Annotated in this window: 15 protein-coding genes and 1 riboswitch; of the genes, 7 read left to right on the top strand and 8 right to left on the bottom strand. The window is 75.7% G+C overall.

All coding sequences use genetic code 11. From position 1 onward, the window contains the following. Positions 1-665: 665 nt before the first annotated feature. Entirely contained in the window at positions 666-1,223 is a 558-nt protein-coding gene (locus IE287_RS30375; RefSeq protein ID WP_189852449.1) for a MarR family winged helix-turn-helix transcriptional regulator, read from the bottom strand. 155 nt (positions 1,224-1,378) lie between these two features. On the opposite strand from IE287_RS30375, the gene IE287_RS30380 reads away from it, so the two are divergent. After that, entirely contained in the window at positions 1,379-2,647 is a 1,269-nt protein-coding gene (locus IE287_RS30380) for an MFS transporter (RefSeq protein ID WP_189852450.1), read from the top strand. On the opposite strand, the gene IE287_RS30385 is transcribed toward IE287_RS30380, so the two are convergent. Continuing rightward, the gene (locus tag IE287_RS30385; RefSeq protein WP_189852451.1) at positions 2,644-4,317 is read right to left on the bottom strand and encodes an ATP-binding SpoIIE family protein phosphatase; all 1,674 of its coding nucleotides are present in this window, start codon (positions 4,315-4,317) and stop codon (positions 2,644-2,646) included. The two genes, IE287_RS30380 and IE287_RS30385, sit on opposite strands and share 4 nt — an antisense overlap. A gap of 106 nt (positions 4,318-4,423) precedes the next feature. Further along, a complete protein-coding gene (locus IE287_RS30390; RefSeq protein WP_189852452.1) occupies positions 4,424-5,818 on the bottom strand; it encodes an NAD(P)/FAD-dependent oxidoreductase in 1,395 nt (464 codons plus the stop codon). A 342-nt stretch (positions 5,819-6,160) separates the two neighbouring features. On the opposite strand from IE287_RS30390, the gene IE287_RS30395 reads away from it, so the two are divergent. Next, complete coding sequence (locus IE287_RS30395) at positions 6,161-6,985, top strand: TetR/AcrR family transcriptional regulator (RefSeq protein WP_189852453.1); 825 nt, start codon at positions 6,161-6,163, stop codon at positions 6,983-6,985. A gap of 206 nt (positions 6,986-7,191) precedes the next feature. Continuing rightward, complete coding sequence (locus tag IE287_RS30400; RefSeq protein WP_189852454.1) at positions 7,192-9,324, top strand: sigma-70 family RNA polymerase sigma factor; 2,133 nt, start codon at positions 7,192-7,194, stop codon at positions 9,322-9,324. On the opposite strand, the gene IE287_RS30405 is transcribed toward IE287_RS30400, so the two are convergent. Continuing rightward, positions 9,311-12,763 carry an AfsR/SARP family transcriptional regulator gene (locus tag IE287_RS30405; RefSeq protein WP_189852455.1) on the bottom strand — a complete coding sequence of 1,151 codons (3,453 nt, stop codon included), beginning with the start codon at positions 12,761-12,763 and terminating at the stop codon, positions 9,311-9,313. The genes IE287_RS30400 and IE287_RS30405 overlap by 14 nt on opposite strands. 507 nt (positions 12,764-13,270) lie before the next feature. After that, positions 13,271-15,454 (bottom strand): asparagine synthase-related protein, encoded by a 2,184-nt coding sequence (locus IE287_RS30410; protein WP_189852456.1) that lies wholly within the window; start codon positions 15,452-15,454, stop codon positions 13,271-13,273. Positions 15,455-16,154: 700 nt separating this feature from the next. Between IE287_RS30410 and IE287_RS30415 the strand changes: the two genes are divergently transcribed. The 4 genes from IE287_RS30415 to IE287_RS30430 all read left to right on the top strand — a co-directional run bounded on the left by IE287_RS30415 (position 16,155) and on the right by IE287_RS30430 (position 21,444). Continuing rightward, the gene (locus tag IE287_RS30415; RefSeq protein WP_189852457.1) at positions 16,155-17,591 is read left to right on the top strand and encodes an NsdA family TPR-like regulatory protein; all 1,437 of its coding nucleotides are present in this window, start codon (positions 16,155-16,157) and stop codon (positions 17,589-17,591) included. Positions 17,592-17,747: 156 nt separating this feature from the next. Continuing rightward, positions 17,748-18,932 carry an L-2-hydroxyglutarate dehydrogenase gene (gene lhgD / locus IE287_RS30420; protein WP_189852458.1) on the top strand — a complete coding sequence of 395 codons (1,185 nt, stop codon included), beginning with the start codon at positions 17,748-17,750 and terminating at the stop codon, positions 18,930-18,932. 194 nt (positions 18,933-19,126) lie between these two features. After that, entirely contained in the window at positions 19,127-19,912 is a 786-nt protein-coding gene (trmB, locus tag IE287_RS30425; RefSeq protein ID WP_189852459.1) for a tRNA (guanosine(46)-N7)-methyltransferase TrmB, read from the top strand. A 239-nt stretch (positions 19,913-20,151) separates the two neighbouring features. Further along, positions 20,152-21,444 (top strand): PrsW family intramembrane metalloprotease, encoded by a 1,293-nt coding sequence (locus IE287_RS30430; protein ID WP_189852532.1) that lies wholly within the window; start codon positions 20,152-20,154, stop codon positions 21,442-21,444. On the opposite strand, the gene IE287_RS30435 is transcribed toward IE287_RS30430, so the two are convergent. The 3 genes from IE287_RS30435 to IE287_RS30445 all read right to left on the bottom strand — a co-directional run bounded on the left by IE287_RS30435 (position 21,441) and on the right by IE287_RS30445 (position 25,234). Further along, positions 21,441-22,436, bottom strand: coding sequence for an aldo/keto reductase (locus IE287_RS30435; protein WP_189852460.1), 996 nt, complete (start codon positions 22,434-22,436; stop codon positions 21,441-21,443). The two genes, IE287_RS30430 and IE287_RS30435, sit on opposite strands and share 4 nt — an antisense overlap. Positions 22,437-22,515: 79 nt before the next feature. Continuing rightward, positions 22,516-23,712, bottom strand: a complete 1,197-nt coding sequence (locus tag IE287_RS30440) for a M23 family metallopeptidase (protein ID WP_189852461.1) — start codon at positions 23,710-23,712, stop codon at positions 22,516-22,518. An 11-nt stretch (positions 23,713-23,723) separates the two neighbouring features. Next, positions 23,724-23,875: riboswitch (cyclic di-AMP (ydaO/yuaA leader) on the bottom strand. Between the two features lie 225 nt (positions 23,876-24,100). Continuing rightward, positions 24,101-25,234, bottom strand: a complete 1,134-nt coding sequence (locus IE287_RS30445) for a PP2C family protein-serine/threonine phosphatase (protein WP_189852462.1) — start codon at positions 25,232-25,234, stop codon at positions 24,101-24,103. Between the last annotated feature and the right edge of the window lie 111 nt (positions 25,235-25,345).

A 25,345-nucleotide genomic window follows, 5' to 3' on the forward strand; every position in this document is an offset into this window, starting at 1 on the left:
GCACGCCGCCAGCGTTCGTCCTGAGCCAGGATCAAACTCTCCGTGAATGTATACCCGTGATCGGGTGACACTCGCGTTGAGCGGGACAGACGAGCCGGAATAAGGCCCGCTGTCCACAGCGTCCTCGCTGTGTTGTATTTCAAAGGAACCTCGGCCAACCGGAACCGGTTGGACGGGGTATCAACTAATCTGGCGTTGATTTTTGGCACGCTGTTGAGTTCTCAAGGTGCGGACGCTTCCTTCGTTCCCGTTTCCGGGCCCTCCGGGCGCTTCCTTCGTTTCCGACTCTATCAGATCTTTCCGACCCGATTTCCTCGGTGCTTTCCGGTCCCTTTCGCTTTCGCTCCGGACCCTTCCGGCGTTTCCGACTCTATCAGATCCTTTCGGTGTCTGATTCCCAGTCAGCGGGATTAGTCTTCCCGGCTGTTGGGCCGTTCCGACGTCTCAAACCCTAGCGGATTCCTTCGTCCGACTCATAATCGAGTCATTCGAATTGAATTTCGGCATGCCGAAATTCATCCCGTGAGGGAGATCGTGCTGGGTTGAGGTGCCGCTATCGCGGCGGGATGGCTGTCGCAGAACCGTTCCGGCTCCGTGACAACTCGGAGAACACTACGCGTCGCCCAGGGGGGTGTCAACCCCCTCCTCGATCGCCCGGGGGCGTGTCAGTCGAGGTCCGTGAGCCTGCCGCCGGCATCGGGCTGGGTCAGCTCCACCCGGCGCAGCAGGCGGATCAGGGCGTCGCCCAGGGCGACCCGTTCCTCCGGCGCCAGGTCCTGGAGGAGCTCCTCCTCGAAGTCCGTGGCCATGCGCATCGCCTCCAGCCACTTCGTACGGCCCTCGTCGGTGAGCTCCACGATCACGCGGACGCGGTTGTTCTCGTCGCGGTCCCGGGTGACCAGGCCCTCGCCGGCCATGCGGTCGATGCGGTGGGTCATGGCGGCCGGGGTGAGGCCGAGGCGCTTCGCCAGTTCGCCGGGGCCCAGCCGGTAGGGGGCACCGGAGAGGACGAGGGTCTTGAGGACCTCCCACTCGGCGTTGCTGATGCCGAGGTCGGCGAGCTGGCGACCGTACGCCACGTTCATCCGGCGGTTCAGCCGGCCGAGGGCGGAGACCACCTTCTCCACCTGGGGGTCCAGGTCGCGGTACTCGCGCTGGTAGGCGGCGATCTGCTCGTCGAGCGTCGGCTCCTGCGGGGCAGGGCGCTCGGGGGTGTCGGACATGGGGGCGAGTATCCCACGCTCCTCGTTGGCGTTGAAGTCCTTCTATGTGTACTGTTAAGGATCGAACTTTAGGATTGAAGTCTTGAGGGTTCAGGCGTACACGGCTGAACCCGCGACCGAAGTGGGTGAGTGTGACCGAGGCGAGGGGCGCTGCGATGCGCCGGATTCAGGCAGGCAGCGCGCTGAGCGCGTTCGGACTCGGCTTCACCGTGCCGTACCTCTATGTGTACGTGGCGCAGGTGCGGGATCTGGGCGCGACGACCGCGGGTGTGGTGCTGGCCGTCTTCGCCATGGCCGCACTCGTGGTGCTGCCGTTCAGCGGGCGGGCGATCGACCGGCGCGGCCCCGTGCCGGTGCTGCTCGTCGCCTCGGGGCTGGCCGCGGTCGGCGCCGTGGGGATGGGGCTCGCTTCGAGCGTCCCGGCCGCGGTGGGCGCGGCCGCGCTGCTCGGTGCGGGGACGGCGGTGCTCCAGCCGGCGCTCGCCACCATGATCGTGTGGTGCTCGGAGCCCGCGGGCCGGACCCGCGCCTTCGCCCTCCAGTTCTTCCTGCAGAACCTCGGTCTGGGTCTCGGCGGTCTGATCGGCGGCCAGCTCGTCGACGTGGGCCGGCCGGACAGCTTCCTGCTGCTGTTCTCGATCGAGGCCGTGATGTTCCTGGTGCTGGCCGCCGTGGTCGGCACCGTGCGGATGGCCGGCTCCCCGGCGCTCCAGGGCGCGCGGCCCGCCGACGGCAAGGGCGGCGGGATCCGGGCGCTGCTCGGCCACAAGGCGATGGTGCAGCTCTGCGTCCTCGGCTTCGTGCTCTTCTTCGCCTGCTACGGACAGTTCGAGTCGGGTCTGGCCGCGTACGGCACCGAGGCCGCCGGCATCGCCCCCTCGACGCTCGGCCTCGCACTGGCCGCCAACACGGCCGTGATCGTGCTGGCGCAGTTCCTGGTGCTGAGGTTCGTGGAGCGCCGCAAGCGCACCCGGGTGATCGCCGCCGTCGGCCTGATCTGGGCGCTGGCGTGGATCATCGCCGGGTACGCGGGCCTCGGCCACGGCAGCCAGGCGATGGCGACGGCCGCGTTCGTCTCCACGTACGCGCTCTTCGGGCTGGGCGAGGCGATGCTGTCGCCGACCGTGGCCCCGCTGGTGGCCGATCTGGCGCCGGAGTCCATGGTGGGCTCGTACAACTCGGCCTTCGCCCTGGTGAAGCAGCTGGCGCTGGCGGTCGGCCCCGCGGTGGGCGGCCCGATGGGCGCGTCGCTGCACGGGCCGTACATCGTGACCTTCGTGCTGTTCTCGCTGCTCGTCACGGTGCTCGCGGTCCGGCTGGGCAAGCAGCTCACGCCGGTGCAGAACCAGCCGTCGCTCGCCGCGAAGCCGTCCCGGATCGTGGCGCAGCACCAGCCGGAGAAGGAGACCGCCGCCGCTGCCTAACCGGGCAGGGCGAACTCGCACCACACCGCTTTGCCGCCGCCCGGAGTGCGGCGGCTCCCCCAGGACGAGGCGATCGTCGCGATGATGGAGATCCCGCGACCCGCCTCGTCCTCCGTTTCCGCCCTGCGGCGGCGCGGCAGGTGGTCGTCCCCGTCGGTGACCTCGATGATCAGGCGCCGGTCGGTGCGGCGCAGCCGCAGCCGCATGGGCGGGGTGCCGTGCTGGAGGCTGTTGGCGACGAGCTCGCTGGTGGCGAGGACGCCGAGGTCGCGGAGCTCGACGGGGAAGCGCCAGGAGGAGAGGACCCCGGAGGCGAAGGCACGCGCGCGGGGGGCGGCCTCGACGCCGCCGAGGAGTTCGAGGGCCGCGTTGTGGAAGAGCTCGGCGTCGGCGCCGTCCCGGGCGGGGTGCTGGACGACGAGGACGGCGACGTCGTCGTCGTGCTCGGCGGTGACGCCGAGGGCGCGGAGCAGCCGGTCGCAGACCACCTGGGGGGTGCCGCTGGCGCCGGCGAGGGCGCGCGCGAGGGCGTCGACGCCCTCGTCGATGTCCTCGCGGCGGCGCTCGACCAGGCCGTCGGTGTAGAGGACGGCCGTGGAGCCGGGGGGCAGCGCGAGGGAGCCGGAGGCGTGCAGCCAGCCGCCGGTGCCGAGCGGGGGCCCGGTGGGGTCGCCCGCCTTGCGGACGGTGCCGTCCTCGTCCCGGACGAGGATCGGGAGGTGGCCGGCGGAGGCGTAGACGAGCTTGCCCTCGTTGGGGTCGTGGACGGCGTAGACGCAGGTGGCGATCTGGCTGGCGTCGATCTCGGCGGCGAGGCCGTCGAGGAGCTGGAGGACCTCGTGCGGGGGCAGGTCCAGGCGCGCGTAGGCCCGGACGGCGGTGCGGAGCTGGCCCATGACGGCGGCGGCGCGGACCCCGCGGCCCATGACGTCGCCGATGACGAGCGCGGTGCGGCCGGCGCCCAGGGTGATCACGTCGTACCAGTCCCCGCCGACGGCCGCGTCGGCGACGCCGGGCTGGTAGGTGGCGGCGATCCGCAGGTCGTCGGGCTGCTCCAGCTCCTGCGGGAGGAGGGAGCGCTGGAGGGTGACGGCGGTCTCGCGGTGGCGGCGCTCGCTGGTCCTGAGCCGCTCGGCGGCGACCGCGTGGTCGGTGACGTCGGCGGCGTGGACGAGGACGCCGGCGCCTTCGACGTGCGGGCTGTCCACGGGCAGGCAGGTGACCGTGTACGAACCGCCGTCGGCGGTGCGGCGGGACTTCACGGTGCGGGGCTTGCCGCTGCGGAGGACCTGGTCGAGGAGGGGCAGCAGGCCGAGCTCCTCGGCCTCCGGGCAGGTGGCGGCGACGGTGGCGCCCGGGGTGCGGGGGCCGAAGGCGGAGGCGTAGGCCTCGTTGACGTACGCGATGCGGTGCTCGGGGCCGTACACGAGGGCGACGAGGCCGGGGAGGCGGCCGAGGAGGTCCCGTACGGAGAAGTCCTCCAGGGCGGGGACGTCGGTGTCCAGGGTGTCCACGGACGTGCCGGGGTGGTCGGGGTCGTGCGCGTCCGCGGCGAGGTGCTCCGGGCGCGGTCCGTACTCACCGCGGGCGGCGGGCACGGAGCCTTCGGTCCCCCGCGCCGCGCGGCGCTGCGTGCCGGGGAGCCGGGCGCTCCAACGGGTGAAGTTCACGGATCTGTATGCCTCGTGGTGTCGGTGCCGTGCGGAGTCACGCTGTGCAGGTGTGAGCCCACCTATGGTCACACGTCCAGTGTGGACGAGTGCACTGACAGTGATGTCAGGAGGACGCCTCGTCGTTCCCGGCGGGGCCGGTTCCGTGCGGCGGGGGCGCGGCCGCCAGTTCGAATTCGGCCCGGGGATGTTCCAGGGATCCGAGGGAGACGACCTCGCGTTTGAAGAGGCCGGAGAGGGTCCATTCGGCCAGGACACGGGCCTTTCGGTTGGCCGTGGGCATCCGGCTCAGGTGGTAGACGCGGTGCATGAACCAGGCCGGGTAGCCCTTCAGCTTGCGTCCGTACACGTGCGCGACCCCCTTGTGGAGGCCGAGCGAGGCGACGGAGCCGGCGTGCGCGTGCGCGTACTCCTTGAGCGGGCGGCCGCGGAGCGAGGCGGCGAGGTTCTCGGCGAGGACCTTGGCCTGGCGGACGGCGTGCTGGGCGTTGGGGGCGCAGGGGGCGCCCGCTTCCTTCGCGGTGACGTCGGGGACGGCGGCGGCGTCGCCGGCCGCCCACGCGTGGGGGGCGCCGTCGACGGCGAGGTGGGCGGTGCAGCGGATCCGGCCGCGCCCGTCCCGGGGCAGGTCGGTCGCGGCGAGGACCGGGGCGGGCTTGACCCCGGCGGTCCACACGACCGTGCGGGTGGGCAGGCGGGTGCCGTCGCTGAGGACGGCGACCCGGTCCTCGCAGCTGTCGAGGCGGGTGTCCAGGCGGACGTCGACGTTGCGGCCGCGCAGCTCGCGGATCGCGTACCGGCCCATCTCGTCGCCGACCTCGGGGAGGATCCGGCCGGCGGCCTCGACGAGGACCCAGCGCAGGTCCTCGGGCCGGATGTTGTGGTAGTACCGCGTGGCGTACCGGGCCATGTCCTCCAGCTCGGCGAGCGCCTCCACGCCCGCGTAGCCGCCGCCGACGAAGACGAAGGTGAGGGCGGCGTCGCGGAGGGCGGGGTCGCGGGTGGAGGAGGCGATGTCCAGCTGCTCCAGGACGTGGTTGCGCAGGCCGATGGCCTCCTCGACGGTCTTGAACCCGATGCCGTGCTCGGCGAGGCCGGGGACCGGGAGCGTGCGGGAGACCGAGCCGGGGGCGAGGACCAGTTCGTCGTAGGTGAGGGCGACCGGGCCCGCGCCCTCCTCGTCGGTGGCGAGGGTGGTGAGGATCGCCGCGCGCTTGGCGTGGTCGATCGACTCCACCTCGCCGATGAGGAGGCGGCAGCGGTCCAGGACGCGGCGGAGCGGGACGACGACGTGGCGCGGCGAGAGCGAGCCGGCGGCGGCCTCGGGGAGGAACGGCTGGTACGTCATGTACGGGTCGGGGGTGACCACCACGATCTCGACGGCACCGCCGGCGATCTCCGCCCTGAGCTGCCGCTGGAGGCGCAGCGCGGTGTACATGCCGACGTAGCCACCGCCGACCACGAGAATGCGCGCAGGTTCGGTCACCGTCCCATGAGGCATCGCCGTCCGGTGTTTGTCCACAGGCCCGGCGAATTGTGTGACCGGAGGGACGCGGAGGCGCGGGGTGGCGCGCGCGGTGCGCCGGGGCACAACGGCGCAGGTCACGGCGGGCGTGGCCGGTGGGTCAGGGGGTGGGAAACCGGTGGCTTCGGCGCCTTGCTCCGATCGGGGGGCGCACCGTACGGAACTCCCCCTTCTGAATTGACCCCGACTCAACTATGTTCGTAGTTCGTCGGGGTGTCGGTTCCGGCGTGCGCGCGGACCGATGGCGCACACCGGCCGGGAGCCCCGTATCAGGGCGGGGAGTCTCCGGGGGGAGACATCATGAGCGGGGGAACGCTTATGCAGATTCAGGATTCTCGTTGGCAGTCCGTGGTGGGCGCGACGCAGGACGACCGGGGCGCGGGATCCGTGACCGCCGTGCCGGTGGTCGGGAGCACGCTCTCCGGCGGCACCGTCGCGGGCACCGGGACCGTCGTGGGCGGTCCGGTGGCGGGCGGACGTTCGGCGCCGCTGCGGGTGGACGCGCAGCGCAATCTGGAGCACGTGCTGCGTGCCGCGCGCGAGGTCTTCGGCGAGCTCGGCTACGGGGCGCCGATGGAGGACGTGGCCCGTCGGGCCCGCGTCGGCGTGGGCACGGTCTACCGCCGCTTCCCCAGCAAGGACGTGCTGGTGAGGCGGATAGCCGAGGAGGAGACCGCCCGGCTGACCGAGCAGGCGCGTGCCGCGCTCGGGCAGGAGGAGGAGCCGTGGTCGGCGCTCTCCCGGTTCCTGCGCACCTCGGTCGCCTCGGGTGCCGGGCGGCTGCTGCCGCCCCAGGTGCTGCGGGTCGGCGTCGACGAGGCGCCGGTGGACGGCGAGGGCGAGGGTCCGGCCCGCGTGCCGTACCAGCGGGGTCTCGCCGAGCCGGGCGACGCACGCGTGGTGGCTCCCCGGGCGGTGCCCGCGGGCGAGCGGGACGACGCCGGCGCGGCCGAGCTCCTCGAGGTCGTCGGCCGGCTGGTCGACCGGGCCCGGGAGGCGGGCGAGCTGCGGACGGACGTGACCGTGGCGGACGTCCTGCTGGTGATCGCCACCTCGGCGCCGGCGCTGCCGGACGCCGTGCAGCAGGCCGCGGCCTCGGCCCGGCTGCTCGACATCCTGCTGGAGGGCCTGCGCTCGCGGTAGCGCGGGCGGCCCGACGCCCGTCGGTCCGCGCGTCCCCCTGGGCCGTGCGGACCACGGAGCACGACACGAACGCGTGACCGGTTACGCCGGGTTGGGTGAAGTCGCCCCGGACGAGTGGTAAGTGGACGCGTCGCTTCGACGTGCCCTCGGCGTGTGGCAGTCTTGGCCGGTGTTCGGGTCTGCGCAGGCGTACGGGGGCTTCCGCGATGAGCGGTGAGGGTCGGGACGATCCGCTGGGCGGTGCCGGTGCCACGGAGGCCGAAGGCCCGCCCGCCCGCCACGTGCCGAGCCAGAAAGGCCCCGGCGGCCTCCCCGGACCACCGCTCGGCCCGGCCGGACCGAGCGTGCCGCAGCAGCGCGAGGCCCCCTCCGACGGAACCGCGCGGGGCTCCGCCGCCGCATCCGCCGCAGCGCCCGCCACCGCACCGGGAGCCGGCACCGGCGGCGTACCGCGTCCGTCCCCGGAGACGGGCGGCGGGCCGGACGCCGGGGCCGACGCGGACACCGCGGACGGCGGGAACGACGCCGACGGCGGAGGCGTGCTGCCGCCGCCCCGGGAACTGCCGGCCTCGGACGCCGACCTCATCGCGCGCATGCGGGACGGCGACGACTCCGCCTACGAGGAACTGTTCCGCCGCCACTCCGACGCCGTGCGCCGCTACGCCCGGACCTGCTGCCGGGACGCGCACACCGCCGACGACCTCACCGCCGAGGTCTTCGCCCGCACCCTCCAGGCCGTCCGCGGCGGCGCCGGACCCGAACAGGCCGTCCGCGCCTACCTGATGACCACCGTCCGGCGGGTCGGCGCCCACTGGGCCAGGACCCAGAAGCGCGAGCACCTCGTCGAGGACTTCGCCGTCTTCGCCGCCGACGCCGCCCGCTCCTCCGAGGTCTCCGACCAGGACACCATGGACCTCGGCGCCGAGGTCCGGGCCATGCAGGAGGCCGAACAGTCGCTGGCCCTCCAGGCCTTCCGCTCGCTGCCCGAGCGCTGGCAGGCCGTCCTGTGGCACACCACCGTCGAGGAGGAGTCGCCCAGCGAGGTCGCCCCCCTCTTCGGCCTCACCGCCAACGCCACCGCCGTGCTCGCCAGCCGCGCCCGCGAAGGACTCAAGCAGGCCTACCTCCAGGCGCACGTCAGCCAGGCGCTCACCGCCGGCGGCGACTGCGCCCGGTACGCCGACCGGCTCGGCGCCTACGCGCGCGGCGGACTGCGGATGCGGGCCGAACGCGGCCTGCGCAAGCACCTGGACGAGTGCGCCAAGTGCCGGGTCGCCGCGGGCGAACTCGCCCACGTCAACGCCGGCATCCCGGCGCTGCTGCCGATCGCGGTCATCGGCTGGTTCGCCGCCGGCTACTCCCTCAAGGCCGCCGGCATCGTCGCCAGCGGCGCGGTGGGCGCGGCCGGCGCGGGCGCCGCGGCGGCCGCCACCGGCGGCACGACGTCGGGCACCGCCTCGGGCGGGGCACTCGCCGAAGGACTCGGCGCACCCGCGAAGGCCGGCATCGCCGCCGCCGCGGCCGTCGCCGCGGCGGCCGGGCTCGTCTGGGCGATGGCCGGCGACCCGCAGCCCGTCGCCGCGCCCCGGCCCCTGCCGACGACCGCCACGCCCGCCGCCCCGGCCGCGCCCCCGGCGCCCGCGGCGAAGCCCTCGCCCCGGCCGACCCCGCCCCCGGCGCCCGCGCCGGAGCCCACCACCGCGCCTCCCCCGCCGAAGCCGAAGCCCACCCCGAGACCGACGCCGCCCCCCGAGCCGGTGGCGAAGCCCTCCCCGAAGCCCTCCCCGAAGCCGACGCCGGAACCCGCCCCGACGCCGGCGCCGACCCCGACGGCGAGGCCGAAGGCCACTCCCCGTCCCACCCCGCCGCCGACGACACCTCCCCCGCCGTCGCCCGCGCCCGCCGTCTACGAGGTCGGCCGGCTGGACCACACCGCCTTCGGCGACGGCACGAAGCCCGAGGTCGTCCTGGAGGACGGCACCTGGATGTGGCCGCGCCGGGGCATGTCCGTCGGCGGCACCTCGTACGCGTACGGCGTGAGCGTGCACGCCCCGTCCTCGCTGCTCATCGAGCTCAACCGGCCGTGCACCTCCTACGACGCGCGCGTCGGCGTCGACGACCTGAGCGCCCCGCTCGGCCCCGGCGGGGTCCGCTTCTCCGTGTACGGCGACGGGGAGCGGCTCTGGCGCTCGCCCGTGCTGCGGCCGGGCGATCCGGCGGTCCCCGTCCACGTGGACATCGGGGACCGGTCCACGATCCGGCTCGTGGTGGAGGAGCACACGCCGTTCGGGCGGGCCGCCGTCGCCGACTGGGCGGAGTCCCGGATCAGCTGCGGCTGACCGGCCCCGCGGTGCCGGCGGAGTCGTACGGCTCCGCCTCCACCAGGGCCAGCACCTCCTCGGGGCCGAGCCCCGCGCCGGCGGCGCGGGCCGCGGCCAGGCCTTCCTCGCCGAGCGCGGCCCGGCAGGCGTCGGCCAGCACCGCCGCCTCGCGCAGCTCGGGCACCGAACGCGGGACGTCCTTCCGCCAGGTGCCGACGGCGGCGGCCACGCGCGCGCAGCGGTCCGCGTCGCCGGCCCGGTGCAGGGCGAAGGCGAGCCCCTCGCCCAGGCCGATCACGACGATGTCCGCGCAGTGGCCGCCGAGCGCGGCGCGCAACGCGCGCGCGGCGCCCACGACGGCCGCCGGGCCGGCGCCCTCGTGGGCGTCGATCCGGGCGACGAACCCGTCCAGGGCGATGACGAAGTGCGGCGGCCGGTTGCCGGCGCGGACGTGGGCGCCGGTGGAGGTGATCCACGCGCGCGCGCCCACCGGGTCCTCCCGGTCGAGGGCGAGGACGGCACGCATGAAGTCCACGTAGACGAGGGCCTCCTCGAGGCGGTGCCGCCGGGCCTCCCGCGCGGCCTCGTCGAGGCCCCGTTCGGCGGCGGCGGTGTCCCCGTCGCGGTAGGCCAGCTCGGCGAGACGGGCGATGAGGAAGGGGGTCTCCGCGTGCGCGCCGACCTCGCGGGCGAGTGCGAGGGCCTCTCCGTACGCCTCCCCGGCCTCCGCCCGGCGGCCCCGCATCATGTGGGCCTCGGCGGCGGCCGAGGCGACCTGGGCCCCCATCCAGCGGTCCCCCACCCGGCGGGCGAGGACGCGGAGTTCGGCCAGGTCCTCGTCGATGCCGTCCATGCCGTCGGGCATGTCCACGACCATGTGGGTGCGGAACATCAGGCTGACGCCGATCTCCCAGTCGCCGCCGTACCGCCGGCAGGTCTCGATGCCGGAGTCGAGGAGGGCGCGGACCGTCGCCGGCTCCTCGGTGAGGTACGCCGTGAACGGCCACAGCAGCCCCGGGAAGCGGGCGGACTCCGGGCCGGGGTCCGCGCCGAAGGCGTCCCGGACCCGGCGGACGAGCGCGAGCGCCCCGGCGTCCTCGCGCAGGTCGCCCGTGTACGTGTTCTCGTCCTCCATGGAGAGGAAGAACGACAGCATCCGCAGGTGCATGCGGGGCCAGTGCCGGGGATCGGCCGGGTCGTCCGGGTCCTCGCCGAGCGCGAGGGCGCGCCGGGTCCAGGCGAGGCCCTCCGCGCGGTAGTTGCGCAGCCACCAGAACCAGCCCATGGCGAAGACGAGCCGGAGTCCGCCGCGCTCGTCGGGCGGGGGTCCCCCCTGCGCGAAGAGCCCGGGAGCGGTGACGAGGGTGCGGTGGAGGGCGGCCCGGATGTTGTCGAGGTCCCGCTCGATCCGGTCGATCCAGGGCAGCTGCTCGCCGGAGCGGAGCCGGGGCTCGGCCTCCTCGGCGAGGGCCGTGAAGTGCGCGGTGTGGGCGGCCTCGGCGGCGGCCAGCAGGGCGGGGGTCTCGGCGGCGCGCTCGGCCGCGTACTCGTGGATGGTCTCCAGGAGGCGGTAGCGCATCGCGCCGTCGTCGGAGGGCGCGGCGACGACGAGGGACTTGTCGACGAGGGCGCCGAGTGTTTCGAGCGTGGCGAGGGGGGCGGCGACGGAAGCGGCGGGTGAGCCGGGGAGGAGGGCGTCGGCCTCCGGGGGGCGGCCGGTGTCCACGGCCTCCGCCGCGGGGAGGTCCCAGCCGCCGGTGAAGACGGAGACCCGGCGGAGCAGGGTCCGCTCGACCGGGTCGAGCAGGTCCCAGGACCAGTCGACGACCGCGCGGAGGGTCTGCTGGCGGGGCAGCAGGGTGCGGGCGCCCGAGGTGAGGAGGCGAAAGCGGTCGTCGAGCCGGTCGGCGATCTGCCGCGGGGTGAGCAGCCGCAGGCGGGCGGCGGCCAGTTCGATGGCGAGGGGCAGGCCGTCGAGACGGCGGCAGATCTCGGCGACGGCATCGGCGTCGGCGTCGTGCGCGTACTCCTCGTCGAAGGCGGGGCGGACGGCCCTGGCCCGCTCGGTGAAGAGCCGGTGCGCGGGGGCGGGCGGCAGCGGTTCGACCGGGCGGACGGTCTCGCCGGGGACGCCGAGGGGCTCGCGGCTGGTGGCGAGGACCCGGAGGCCGGGGCAGTGGGCGAGGAGCGTCTCGGCGAGGGCCGCGGCGGCGTCGACGACGTGCTCGCAGTTGTCGAGGACGAGGAGGAGGCCGGGGCGGTGGGCGAGGTGCTCGACGAGGTGGGCGGTGGGGTCGTCCTGGAGCGGGGCGCCGTCACGGGTGATCAGGTTGATCTCGCGGAGGCGCAGCGCGGAGAGGACGGCGCCGGGGAGCGCGCCGGGGTCGTCGAGCGGCGCGAGTTCCGCGATCCACGCGTGGGCTCCGGCGACCTGCCGGGCGGCCTCCTCGGCGAGCCGCGTCTTCCCGGAACCGCCGGGGCCGGTGAGGGTGACGAGCCGGGACCGCCCCAGGTCCTCGCGCAGGGCGGCGAGCTCGGGCTCCCGGCCGACGAAGGAGGTGAGACGGGGGCGGATGTTGCCGTCGTCGGGGGTGGGGACGGGAGCGGGGGTGGGGGCCGGGGCCGGCGCCGGGTCGGGACTGGGGTGGGGGCGGGGAGGGGGGCGGAGGCCGGAACCGGGGCCGGGGCCGGGGGGCCGTCGCGGGGTGGGGTACGCGGCGGGTGCCGGGCGGTCCGTGGGCGCGGGTGCGAGGAGTTCCCGGTGGAGGGCGGTCAGTTCGGGACCGGGGTCGGTGCCGAGGGCGTCCGCCAGGGTGCGGCGGGCCGTCTCGTAGGCGGCGAGCGCGTCGGCGTGCCGGCCCTCGGCCCGCAGGGCGCGGACGAGCTGGGCGTGGAAGCCCTCGTCGTACGGGTGGGCGGCGGTGAGCCCGGTCAGCTCCGGGACGAGGCCGTCGACGGCGCCGCGCCGGAGGTCGGCCTCGACGCGGCGGCGCCGGGCGGCGAGGCGCTGGGCCTCGGGGCGGACGCCCGCCGGTCCGGGGAGGTCGGCGAGGGCGGGGCCGCGGAAGAGCCCGAGGGCTTCCCGCAGGAGCGCGGCGGCCTTCTCGGGGTCCCCGGCGTCGAGGAGGGCGCCGGCCTCCGCGGCGCGCCGCTCGAAGACGTACAGGTCGATGTCCTCCGGTCCGGCGGCGAGCCGGTAGCCGGGTCCGGGCGTCGCCTCGACGGCCTCGCGGCCGAGGGCCCGGCGCAGGCGGGCGACGAGCGCCTGGACGGCGGCGGGCGCGTCGAGCGGCGGTTCGTCCCCGTACACGTCGTCGACGAGCTCCCGGACCGGGACGGCCCGCCCGCCGCGCAGCGCGAGGGCGGCCAGCAGCGCGCGCAGCCGGGCGCCGCCCAGGGGCAGGGGGGTGCCGTCGGGGGCGAGGGCCTCGGTGGTGCCGAGGAGGAGATACCGCACCGGCCCATTCTCGCCGCCGGGTTCGGGGGACGCCTCGGGGTTTCCCCGGGCGGGTCCCCGGGCCGCGCCTTTCGGTCACGCGGGTCGGGTGTCCCGGGCGTGCCTCGCGGTCCTGTGAGTCAGGCGCCCTGACCGTGCCCCGCGGTCGCGCGGGTGGCTCTCCCCGGGCGTGCCCCGCGGTCGAACGGATGGCTCTCCCCGGCCGTGCCCCGCGGTCACGCCGGGGTGGCGGGGTCGGGAGGGGTGGGTGGGGCGAGCAGGACCGGGCGGGGCGGGTGGGCCGAGCAGGACCGCGCGGGCCGAGCGAGGCGGGCAGGCGGGGGCAGGCAGTGGGCGTCGGGCAGGGCGGGAGGGGCGGGCAGGCAGTGGGCGGCGGGCAGACAGTGGGCGGCGAGCAGGCCGACGGCGACGGGCGGGCCGGGCCGGCCGGCCGGGCGGGACAGGCGGGATCCGGTCGGCGGGCAGGACCCGGTCGGGCGGGCTGGTGTGACGTTTCGCCAGGACGGCTCACCGCGCCGGCAGGGAGCGGGAGGCCGGGACGAGGGGGCCCTGCACCGCGCGCGGGGCGCGGGGGGTGGCGGTGTCGGTCCAGCAGGAGCCCCGGCGGGCGAGGAGGCGGCGGAGCCAGAGCTCGGTGGAGACGAGGTCGGCGAGGCCGTCGAGGGGGACCCGGGCGCCGTCCGCCGCCGCGCGCAGGGCCTCGCGGACGGTGCCGGCCTCGATGAGGCCCGCGTCGGCCAGGAGGGGCGCGTCGAAGAGGGCGAGCAGGGTCGGGAGCGCGGCGCGCAGGCCCGCGCGGGCGGTGCCGGCGGGGACCGCCGGGTAGGGGGCGCCCCAGCCGTGCGGCAGGTCGCGGATGCCGGTGTCGGCGAGGACCGTGCGCAGGACGCCGGCCCGCGCGTCGGGCTGGACCCGGAGCGATTCGGGGAGGTCCCGGCAGGCGCGGACGACCTGGTTGTCGAGGAAGGGGGCGTGCAGCCGCTGGCCGCGGATCTCGGCGGCCTGTTCCAGGACCCGCAGGTCGGCCGCCGCCCGGGCGAGGGCGGCACGCGCGCGTGCCTCCCCGGGGCGCTGGACGGCCGGGGGCAGGGTGGCCGCCCGGTTGAGGCGCACCGACACCTCGGCGAGCGCCTCGCCGGTGAGCCAGCGGGCCGCCGGCCCCGGCCGGGACCAGGCGAGCGCGGAGAGCGAGGCCGCCAGCGGGCCGTGGGCGTCGGCGGGGTCCCGGTTGGCGTCGAGGACGTGCCGGGCGGCGGTCTCCAGACCGGCCCGGTAGGGGGTGCGGGCGAGCCTGCGCGCCGCGCGGTAGACGGTGACCGGCACCAGGAAGGCGCCCGCCGACGGGCCGGTCGCCTTGGCGAGGGCGGTCACCGGGCGGACCAGGGAACGCCGCCTGCGGTCCATCAGGAGGTCGGCGAGGCGCGCCGGGTGGGCGTCCAGGACCTGCTTGGCGCCCAGGCCGGTGAAGTGGTCGGCGCTGCCTCCCGCGAGCCGCCTGCGGTGCCGCTCGGCGGTGACCAGGGCGGGTCCGGGCTCGTCGGTGAGCGGCCCGTCCAGGGCTGCGTACGGCAGGGCCTCCTCGCCCGCCGCGACGACCACGTGGCGCAGCCGGGGGTCCGCCGCCAGCTCGCGGGCCCGCTCCAGCTCGGCCGCGCGTCCGGGGCCGGGCTTGGCCGCCAGGTCGCTGAAGGTGACCGCGAGCAGCCGCTCCCCGGCGCCGGCGTGCCCGATGAGCGTGCCGGGCACGCCGGGCAGTCCGGCGGCGAGCAGGGCGAGGGTGGCGGAGGCGCTGCCGCCGGACAGGTCGGCGCCGATGCCGGGCGCGGGGCCCTCGCCGCGGGCCGCCCTGCGGTCGGCGGGCCCCATCCCGGGGACGGGGCCGGGGTCCGGCGGGGGCGCCTCGGGCGCGTGCCGGGGGGCGGTGAGCCGGGCCCGGACGGACTCCACCAGCGCGTCCCTGACCGCCTCGACGGCCTGCCGGGGCTCGGCCTCCGGCGCGGCGACGGCGAGCGAGGCCACCGTCTCGTACCCGGCGATCTCGCGGGAGCCGTCGCGCAGGATCAGCGCGTGGCCGGGCGGGACCCGCCGGACGCCCTCGTAGGGGGTGGAGTCGCGGAGCGCCTCCGGGGACTCGGGGCAGGCGAGCAGGGCGGCGAGGTGGCCGATGTCGAGCTGGGCCTCGACGAGGTCGGCGAGCGGGAGGGCGGCGGTGGCGTAGGCGGTGCCGCGCTCCCAGGGTGTGTGGAAGACGGGCCGGGCGCCGGCGAGGTCGCCGGTGACGGTGATCCGGCGGCCGGCCTTCACGACGGCGGTGTAGCTGCCGGGCCAGGCGGTGAGGTGGCGCAGGGCGCCGCCGCGCGCGGTGACGAGGCCGCGGCGGAGTTCGTCGTCGCCGGCGGCGCAGCAGCCGAGGACGGCGAGGCGGGTCCCGTCGTCGAGGGAGACCATCCGCACCTCGTCCGGGCGCCAGTCGCCGACCGCCCACAGGGGGTCGGGGTCGCCCCAGAGGAGCTGTGCGCCCACCGGCTGCACCGTGCGCCCCCCGACGTCGCCGCCGCTCTCGGCGTACGGCCCCGTCCGGGGCGGGGCGGCGGAGTCGTACGCGCCGTGGGCTCCGCTCGCCGCTCCGCTGCGCGCTCCCGCCGTGGCGTACCCCGCGGCGACACTGCTCCAGCCCACCAGCCATCGCATCGGCGCCTCCACGTCCGTTTCGGTGGGGCCATGCTGCCATGACAACGGCGCACGGGGCGGGGTCCGGGGGCACGCGCGCCAAAGCCGAATGCGCCCCTGGCATGCGCCAGTTGGCGGGGCGGCGAGCGGGCGGTGGCGCGCGGGTGACGGGCGGGAGAGCGGCGGAAGGGGGCTCCGGCGGGGCCGGGCAGGGCCTTCGGGGTCCGCGGATTCGGCCGATTCTCGCCCACGACAAGAGGTTTGACTTCTCGTCAGTCACCAAGGGGATCACGGAAACGGCGGTGGCGTCCCGGGCCGCACCCGGCGCCGGCGGTGCGGTTCTCCGGCAGTCCGGGAGGCGACCCGCCTCCCGGAGCCGTCCGCCGCCCGCGGGGAATGGAGCGGCGGTGTCCCCCAGCCCACCGGTACCGGACCCGGAACCCGGCAGGGTTCCGTCCCCGGCCGGACGGGCCGACCCACGCAGCACCCATGGAAGCCCTCGCGGCCCGGAGCGACGAGAGCGCACGGCCGGGCGCACGGCCACACGGCCGGAGCACGGACCGGCCGCAGGACGCTCGCGGTCTGTTGTTCACACAACAATCTCGCCATACGGAACTCCGCCCCTTAACGGTGGGGATGCGGCGAACTACGCTGTGTTTACGAATGCCGCACGCCTATGCCCGGCGTCGCGGCGGCCGTCTGGATGTCGAGGGGTGGCGTCATGTCCAGGGAGCAACGCGGGCCGAACGAGAAGCTCGGCGCCGTTCTCGCCCTCGCGGGAATCAGCAACGCCGGCCTCGCCCGGCGCGTCAACGACCTCGGGGCACAGCGCGGTCTGACGCTGCGCTACGACAAGACCTCGGTGGCCCGCTGGGTCTCCAAGGGGATGGTGCCGCAGGGTGCCGCGCCGCACCTGATCGCCGCCGCGATCGGGCAGAAGCTGGGCCGGCCCGTGCCGCTGCACGAGATCGGGCTCGCGGACGCCGACCCGGCGCCCGAGGTCGGCCTCGCCTTCCCCCGGGACGTCGGCGAGGCGGTCCGCGCCGCGACCGACCTCTACCGGCTCGACCTGGCCGGGCGACGGGCCGGCGGGGGCGGGATCTGGCAGTCGCTGGCCGGCTCCTTCTCGGTCAGCGCCTACGCGACCCCGGCGTCCCGGTGGCTCATCACCCCGGCCGACCCGTCGGTGGAGCGGGAGGCCGGACGGCCGGGCGGCGGAGCCGGGCCGGCCGGGGAGCACGCGCGCGTGGGGCACAGCGACGTCGCCAAGCTCCGCGAGGCCGCCGAGGACGCGCGGAAGTGGGACTCCAAGTACGGCGGCGGGGACTGGCGCTCGTCGATGGTGCCCGAGTGCTTGAGGGTGGACGCGGCGCCGCTGCTGCTCGGCTCCTACTCCGACGAGGTCGGCCGGGCGCTCTTCGGGGCGACCTCCGAGCTGACCCGGCTCGCCGGCTGGATGGCCTTCGACACCGGGCAGCAGGAGGCCGCCCAGCGCTACTACATCCAGGCGCTGCGGCTCGCCCGGGCCGCCGCCGACGTGCCGCTCGGCGGCTACGTCCTCGCCTCGATGTCCCTCCAGGCCACCTACCGGGGCTTCGCCGACGAGGGCGTCGACCTGGCCCAGGCCGCGCTCGAACGGAACCGGGGGCTCGCCACCGCCCGCACCATGTCCTTCTTCCGGCTCGTCGAGGCCCGCGCGCACGCCAAGGCCGGCGACGGGCCCGCCGCCGCGGGGGCGCTGAAATCGGCCGAAGGATGGCTGGAGCGCTCCCGGGAGGGCGACGCCGACCCCACGTGGCTGGGCTTCTACTCGTACGACCGGTTCTGCGCGGACGCCGCCGAGTGCTACCGGGACCTGCGGATGCCGCGCGAGGTGCGGCGCTTCACCGAACAGGCGCTGTCCCGGCCGACGGAGGAGTTCGTCCGCTCGCACGGGCTGCGGCTCGTGGTGTCGGCCGTCGCCGAGCTGGAGTCCGGCAACCTCGACGCGGCCTGCGCGGCGGGCACGCGCGCGGTGGAGGTCGCCGGCCGGATCTCCTCGGCGCGGACCACCGAGTACGTGAGGGACCTGCTGCACCGGCTGGAGCCGTACGGGCACGAGCCCCGCGTCAGGGAACTGCGGGAGCGGGCCCGGCCGCTGCTGGTCGCGCCGGCGTGAGGGAGCACGCCGGGGCGGGGGAGCACGCCGGAGCGCGCGCGGGATGACGGCGGGTGACGGGCGCGCGCGCGGAGGAGTGACGCGCGTCCCACGAGGTGGGCGTTTAACGGGATTGTCAGTGGGCCAGTGCACTATCAGGGGTGGGAGGTGGCGCTGGTGTTTGACTGTGACGTGCTGGTGATCGGCGGCGGGATCGTCGGTCTGTCGACGGCGTACGCGATCCAGCGCGCCGCCCCCGGCACACGGGTCGCCGTCCTGGAGAAGGAGGCGGGCCCCGCGCGCCACCAGACCGGGCGCAACAGCGGGGTCATCCACAGCGGCATCTACTACCGCCCCGGCTCCCTCAAGGCCCGCTTCGCCGTCGAGGGCGCGGCCGAGATGGTCAAGTTCTGCGCGGAGTGGGGCATCCCGCACCAGGTGACAGGCAAGCTCGTCGTCGCCACCGACCGCGAGGAGCTGCCCCGGCTGCACTCCCTGGTCCAGCGCGGCCGGGAGAACGGCATCCCGGTGCGCGAGCTCGGCCCGTCGCAGATCACCGAGTACGAGCCGCGGGTGCGGGGCCTCGCCGCGATCCACGTCGGCACCACCGGCATCGTCGACTACACGTCCGTCGCACGGCGGCTCGCCGAGGCCTCCGGCGCGGAGATCCTCTACGGGGCGGAGGTCACGGCCGTGGACCGGCGCCCCTGGGGCGTCGCCGTCCGCACCGCCGACCGGCGCATCGTGCGGGGCAAGGTCCTGGTCAACTGCGCGGGGCTGCACTGCGACCGGGTCGCGCGGCTCACCGGCGACGACCCGGGCATGCGGATCGTTCCCTTCCGGGGCGAGTACTACGAGCTGGCCGACCCCTCGCTGGTGCGGGGCCTGGTCTATCCGGTGCCGGACCCCGCCTTCCCCTTCCTCGGCGTGCACCTCACCCGGGGCATCGACGGCGGCGTCCACATCGGACCGAACGCGGTGCCGGCGCTGGCGCGCGAGGGGTACGACTGGGGCGTCGTCCACCCCCGCGAGCTGACCGGCACGCTCGCGTGGCCCGGCTCCTGGAGCATCGCGCGCCGGCACTGGCGGTACGGCGCGGGCGAGCTGCGGCGCTCCCTGTCGAAGCGGGCCTTCACCGAAGCGGTGCGGCGGCTGCTGCCCGGCGTCGACGAGTCGGACCTGCGGCCGGCGGCGGCGGGAGTGCGGGCGCAGGCGGTGCTGCGGGACGGGACGCTGGTGGACGACTTCCTCATCCGGGAGGGGGCGCGGGCGGTGCACGTGCTGAACGCGCCGTCGCCCGCGGCCACCGCGTCGCTGCCCATCGGACGCGAGATCGCCCGCCGGGTCCTCCCCCACCTCTGACGACACCCTCCGCCGCACCGGCGGAAAGGGTCCCTCCGCCGCGCCCCCGTGCGGGGCCGCGCCCGGTGGGACGCCACCCTGTGCCGCGCCCCCGTGCGGGCATGCGTCCCGCCGGGGCGGAGCGCGTGTCCACCACGAAACGACGGCCCGGGGCGGCCCCGGAGCGGGCGGGGGCCGCGGTGGGGGGCCGTACCATGGGCGGCATTGTGTCTGAGCAGCGTGAGAACCGTATCGAGCCCGCCGCCCGCCTCGGCAGCCGCATGTTCGCGCCCGGGGAGGGCCCTTCGCCCGACCCCGCCGGAGCCCACTTCGAGCGGCGGATCCGGAGTTTCCAGCCCCGGCGGAGCCGGGTGACGGCCGGGCAGGCCGAGGCCATGCTGAAGCGGTGGCCCGACTGGGGTCTGGACATCGACGGCAAGCGGGTCCTCGACCTGCGCGAGATGTTCGGCGGGCTGCCCGTCGTCCTGGAGATCGGCTTCGGGATGGGCGAGGCGACCGCGCAGATGGCCGCCGCCGACCCCGGCACCGGCATCCTCGCCGTCGACGTGCACACGCCCGGCCAGGGCAACCTCCTCGGGCTGGCCGACCGCAACGGCCTCTCCAACGTCCGGGTCGCCAACGGCGACGCGATCATCCTGCTGCGCGAGATGCTGGACCCGGCGGCGCTCGACGGCTGCCGCGTCTACTTCCCGGACCCGTGGCCCAAGAAGCGGCACCACAAGCGGCGCCTGATCCAGCCCGAGTTCCTGACCCTGCTGGCGACGCGCCTGAAGCCGGGCGGGGTGCTGCACTGCGCCACGGACTGGGAGCCGTACGCGGAGCAGATGCTGGAGGTGCTCTCCGCGCACCCCGACTTCGAGAACACCGCCGCCGGGGGCGGCTACGCGCCCCGCCCCGACTTCCGGCCGCTGACCCGCTTCGAGGGCCAGGGCCTGGACAAGGGGCACGTCGTGCACGACCTGCTCTTCCGCAGGAAGTAGCGCCGCCGCGGACCGGGCGCCGGGCCCCGCCGCGCGTCCCTCTCCACAAGTCCGTCGCCCCTGTCGGTGCCGGTCGCTAGGGTCGAGGCGTGTCGCAACCCCTGCCGTCGCCCGAGCCGCCCGCGCCGCCCGCCGCGTCCCTGCCGTCGCAGGCGGGGCCGCCGGCCGCCGAGACCCGGCCCCCCGGCCCGCACCCGCAGCCGTGCCCGCCCCCTCGCCCGGAGCACCCGCACGCCGACGTGCCCGCGCGGGACGGGGACGAGCCGTCGTTCGCCGTGGCCGCGGACCGGAGCCAGTGGCGGTACCGGCCCCGGCGGGCGTTCTGGCGGAGCCGGATCGTCCGGGCGGTCGCGCTGGTCACGCTCCTCGCGCTCTGCGCGCTGGTGATCCTGGCGCTGGTGCGGGAGCAGACCGGCACGGAGGGGTTCCTCGTCGGGCTCGGGCTCGCGGTCCTGCCCGTGCCGCTGCTCATGGCGGCGTTCCGGTGGCTGGACCGGGTGGAGCCGGGTCCGTGGAAGAACCTGCTGTTCGCCTTCGCGTGGGGCGCGTTCGCCGCCGCCCTGGTCGCGATCCTCGCGAACTCCTTCGCCGTGCGCTGGATCGCCACCGCGACCGCCGACCCCGGTTCGGCCGACGACCTCGGCGCCACCGTGATCGCCCCGGTGGTGGAGGAGACCGCGAAGGCCGCCGCGGTCCTGCTGCTCTTCCTCTTCCGTCGGCGGGACTTCCGGAGCCTGGTCGACGGGGTGGTGATCGCCGGCTTCACCGCGACCGGCTTCGCGTTCACCGAGAACATCCTCTACCTGGGCAACGCCTTCGGGGAGGACCAGGACCTCGGTGACGGCGGCATCGGCGCCGTCACCGCCGGCACCTTCTTCGTCCGGGTCGTGATGTCGCCGTTCGCGCACCCGCTCTTCACGGTCCTCACCGGCATCGGCTTCGGCCTGGCCGCGCTCGCCCCGCGCGGCAAGCGGCTGCGGCGGGTGCTGCTGCCGGTCGCCGGGCTGCTGCTCTCGATGGGCGTCCACGCGCTGTGGAACGGCTCGGCGACCTTCGGCGGCCCCCTCGCCTTCTACGCCGTGTACGCGATGTTCATGGTCCCGGCCTTCGGGCTGCTGACCTGGCTCGCCGTGTGGAGCCGCCAGCGGGAGCTGCGGACGATCGCCGGGGTGCTGCCGGCGTACGCGGCGGCCGGCTGGCTCTCCCCCGAGGAGCCGCTGGCGCTCTCCTCGATGCGGGCCCGCCGCACCGCGCGCGCGGTGGCGTCCCGTACGTACGGCAAGGCGGGGGCGCGGGCGGTCGGCGAGTACGAGTCCTTCGCGACGACCCTGGCCTTCCTGCGCGAGCGGGCGCGCCGGGGCACGGTCCCGGTGCCGGACTTCGCCGCGCGGGAGCAGGAGCTGCTGCACCACCTGTGGGAGCGCCGGGCGACGGCCTCGCCCGCGCTCTCGTACGCGGCGCGGGCCACCGGCCGGGTGTGGGTGCCGCCGCAGTACCTCGACTACGGCGGCTACAACCCCTACAAGGGTTAGCCCTCAGTGGTCCCGGCCGTCTCAGTCGTCCCGAGCGTCTCGGGGGTCTCGGAGGCGGCCGTCAGGCGGGCCGCCTCGTCGGCGGTGAGGGTGAGGTCCGCGGCGGCGACCAGGGCGGGCAGCTGCTCGACCGTGCGGGCCGAGGCGATCGGCGCGGCGACGGTGGGGCGCGAGGCGAGCCAGGCGAGGGCGACGGTCGCGGGCTCGGCGCCGCGGGCCTCGGCGATCCCGTCGAGGGCGGCGAGCACGGCCCGCCCGCGGGCGGTCTCGGCGAGGCCGGCGGCGCGGTGGGCGCGGACGCTCTCCACGGACCGGCCGGGCCGGTACTTGCCGGTGAGGAAGCCGGAGGCGAGACCGTAGTACGGGACGGCGGCGAGGCCCGCGCCGGCGACGGTGTCGAGGAGCGGGCCCTCGTACTTCTCGCGGGAGACGAGGTTGCACTCGGGCTGGAGCGCCACGTACCGGGCGAGTCCCTCGGCCTCGGCGAAGTCGAGCGAGGCCCGCAGCCGCTCCGGGGAGATGTTGGAGGCGGCGACGGCCCGCACCTTGCCGTCCCGCACGAGCCGGTCGAGGGCGGTGACGATCTCCTCGACCGGCACCGACTCGTCGTCGAAGTGGGTGTAGAAGAGGTCGATGTAGTCGGTGCCGAGGCGGCGCAGGGACTCCTCCGCGCCGGCCTTGAGGGTGCCGGCGGAGAGGCCCTTGAAGCGGGAGTGGGCGCCGACCTTGGTGGCGACGACGACGTCGGAGCGGTTGCCGCGGGAGGCCAGCCAGCGGCCGATGATCGTCTCGGACTCGCCGCCCTCGTTGCCCTCGACCCACTCCGAGTAGACGTCGGCGGTGTCCACGAAGTTGCCGCCGGCGGCCGCGTAGGCGTCGAGGACGGCGAAGGAGCCGGCCTCGTCGGCGCTCCAGCCGAAGACGTTGCCGCCCAGTGCGAGGGGGAAGACGTGCAGGCCGGAGGTGCCCAGCGGGCGCAGAGGTGAGGTCATGGAGAGATCAACTCCGTGCGCCGCCGGGCGTATTCCGGTCGGGGAGCCTGAACCCCGGCCGGAACGCTCGCGGTCCGGGTCAGACCGTCAGGCCCTTAGAGCGCAGCCACTCGGCCGGGTCGATGCCGGAGCCGTCGGGGGTGTGGACCTCCAGGTGGAGGTGGGGTCCGGTCACGTTGCCGGTGGCGCCGACGCGGCCGATGGTCTCGCCGGTGGTGACGGTCTGCCCGGCGGAGACGGTCATGGAGGAGAGGTGGCAGTACCAGACCTCGGTGCCGTCGGCCAGCTCCAGGACGATCCGGTAGCCGTACGAGCCCGACCAGCCGGCCGACTTGATGGTGCCGCCGTGCACCGCCTTGAGCGGGGTGCCGGTGGGCGCGGCGAAGTCGAGGCCGGTGTGGTAGCCGGAGGACCACATCGAGCCGGACTGCATGTAGGTGGAGGTGAGGGTGTAGGAGGAGAGCGGCATCGAGTAGCTGGCGGCCAGCTTGGCGAGCCGCTCGGCCTCCGCCTTCTCGGCGGCGATCCGCTCGGCCTCGGCCTTCTCGGCGGCGAGCCGCTCCGCCTCCGCCTTGGCCTTCGCCTCGGCCTCGGCCTTGAGGGCGGCGTCCGCCTTGGCCTTGGCGTCCGCGGCGGCCTTCTCGGCGGCGGCCTTCTCGGCGGCCAGCTTCTCGGCGTCGACGGCGGCCTGCTGCTGCTGTTCGGCCTGCTGGAGGATGCGGGCGCGCAGGGCCTCGCCGGCGTCGGCGGTGGAGGCGGTGCGCTCCTGGGCCTCGGTGCCGGTGAGGGTGTCGGCCGGGGCGTTGTACGTGATCGAGGTGAGCGGCTTCGTGGCCGCGCCGCCCGCGGCGACCGGCGCGGAGTCCTCCGCGGGGACGCTCCGCTCGTCGCCGCCGGACAGGAGGTCGCCGACGCCGGGCAGGTCGTGGGCGTCCGGCAGGCCGAGGTCGGGGAGGTCCGGGAGGGAGATCGCGACCGGGGGCTTCTCCTGCGCGGTGGCGAGGCCGCCCGCGCCGACGGCGGCGATGACGCCGACGCCGAGGACGGTGGAGGAGCGGGCGAAGTTGGAGCGCTGCTTCACGACCCGGTGCCGGCCGCCGGCGCGGCTCTCGGCGCGCAGGGAGCCCTCGGTGGGGTTCCACTCGCCGGGTGCGGGGGTGAAGGAGGCGGGGTCGTACGCGCCCGGCGCGGAGCCGGCCGGGTCGTCCGCTCCGAGGACACCCGGTCCTCCGAAGGGCTCGAAGGGGGTTCCGGGTACGGGGGTGTTGGACGCCACGGAGGCGCGCTCCTTTCCTTCCTTCTCGCCTACCGGGTTAGCTGACGGGTTCGGAGCAGGAAGGTCTCCTACGGGCGTCTTCGCACGGGGGAGGTGCGAGGGGCCCGATTCACCCCAAGGGTTGGTTCCCCGGTTCCCTTTCGGGATTCGGCGCACGCGCACGGAGCCGCCTCTTGCGACGGCTGGGACGACCGCGCTGCGTTATCGAACGTTAATAGACACGGCGGTCCGATTCCAAGCCGTTCCCCTTGATCATTCATTGAATTGGCAGGGATTCGCCCGACTTGACCCCCCTTCAGCGCGACCCGGCCCAACCCTCGGAATCTGACGTTATGTCAATTGTTATCACTGTGACACCTCGCGACCACGGACGGTCACGGTCCCGTGGTCAGCCCGCGGGCCCGGGCGGCACCACCGGCATCGTCCGCCGCCGCGAGGGCGCCCCGGCCGCCGGACGGCTCACCGCGAGCAGCGCCATGTCGTCCGTCGAACCCCCGCCGGTGTGCCGCCGCACGTCGTCCACGAGCGCGTCCAGCAGCTCCTCGGGCCCGGGGAAGACCGCCCCCGCGAGCCGGGCCGCCGGATCGTAGAAGACGCCGTGCGCGTCCCGCGCCTCCGACAGGCCGTCCGTGTAGAAGAGCAGCGTCGTCCCCACCGGGTACGGCCGCTCGTCGGCCCGGTCCGGCCAGACCGACAGCTCCCCCATCCCCAGCGGCAGCGCCGGATCCGCCGGCTCGACCGGCTCCAGGCTCCCGTCGCCGTGCAGCAGCAGCGGCGGCGGGTGCCCCCGGTTCACGATCCGCACCGACCCGCCCTCCCGCGGGATCTCGGCCAGCACCGCCGTCGTGAACCCCTCGACGGCGTCCAGCCCCTCGCGCCGGTCGCCCTCCCGGGTGAGCGCCCGGTCCAGGCGCCGCGCCACCCCCTCCAGGTCGGCCTCCTGCTCGGCAGCCTCCCGGAAGGCGCCGATGACGACGGCCACCGCCTCCACCGCGTCCATCCCCTTGCCCCGCACGTCCCCGACCACCAGCCGCACCCCGTAGGGGGTGTCCTGCACCGCGAACAGGTCGCCGCCGATGAACGCGTCCGCCTGCGCCGCCTCGTACCGGGCCGCGCACTGGAGCCCCGCGATCCGCTCCGCCGGCATGGGCAGCACCGCCCGCTGCGCCGCCTCCGCGATCACCCGCGCCGACGCCAGCCGCTCCCCGCTGCGCCGCACCACCAGGTTGATCACCATGGCGAGCGCCGAGACGGTCACCACGGTCAGGGTCTCGGTCAGCGACGGCACGTCGGAGAGCGTGCCGTTGTAGACGTGCAGCCCGACCGAGGCCAGGATCGCCGCGATCCCGGTCAGCAGGGTCGTGAGCCGGGAGAAGAACGGGGCGGCGATCAGCGGGGCGGCGGAGAAGAGCGGCGCCGCCGTGTACGAGGGCGGGGTGGCCACGTCGAAGACCACCCCGCCCACGATGATCAGCGGCGGCAGCGCCCGCAGGAACCTCCGGGTGGTCCCGAAGGGGGCCACGGGGGGCTGCGGCTCCCCGCCGTACGGCCCCCGGGGCGCGCCGGGGCGGACGGCACGGCCGCCGGGCCGCGCGCCCCGCCGCCCACCGCCCGCCGCTCCCCGAGGGTGCGC

This window comes from Streptomyces omiyaensis, from assembly GCF_014650895.1.
GTDB lineage: Bacteria > Actinomycetota > Actinomycetes > Streptomycetales > Streptomycetaceae > Streptomyces > Streptomyces omiyaensis.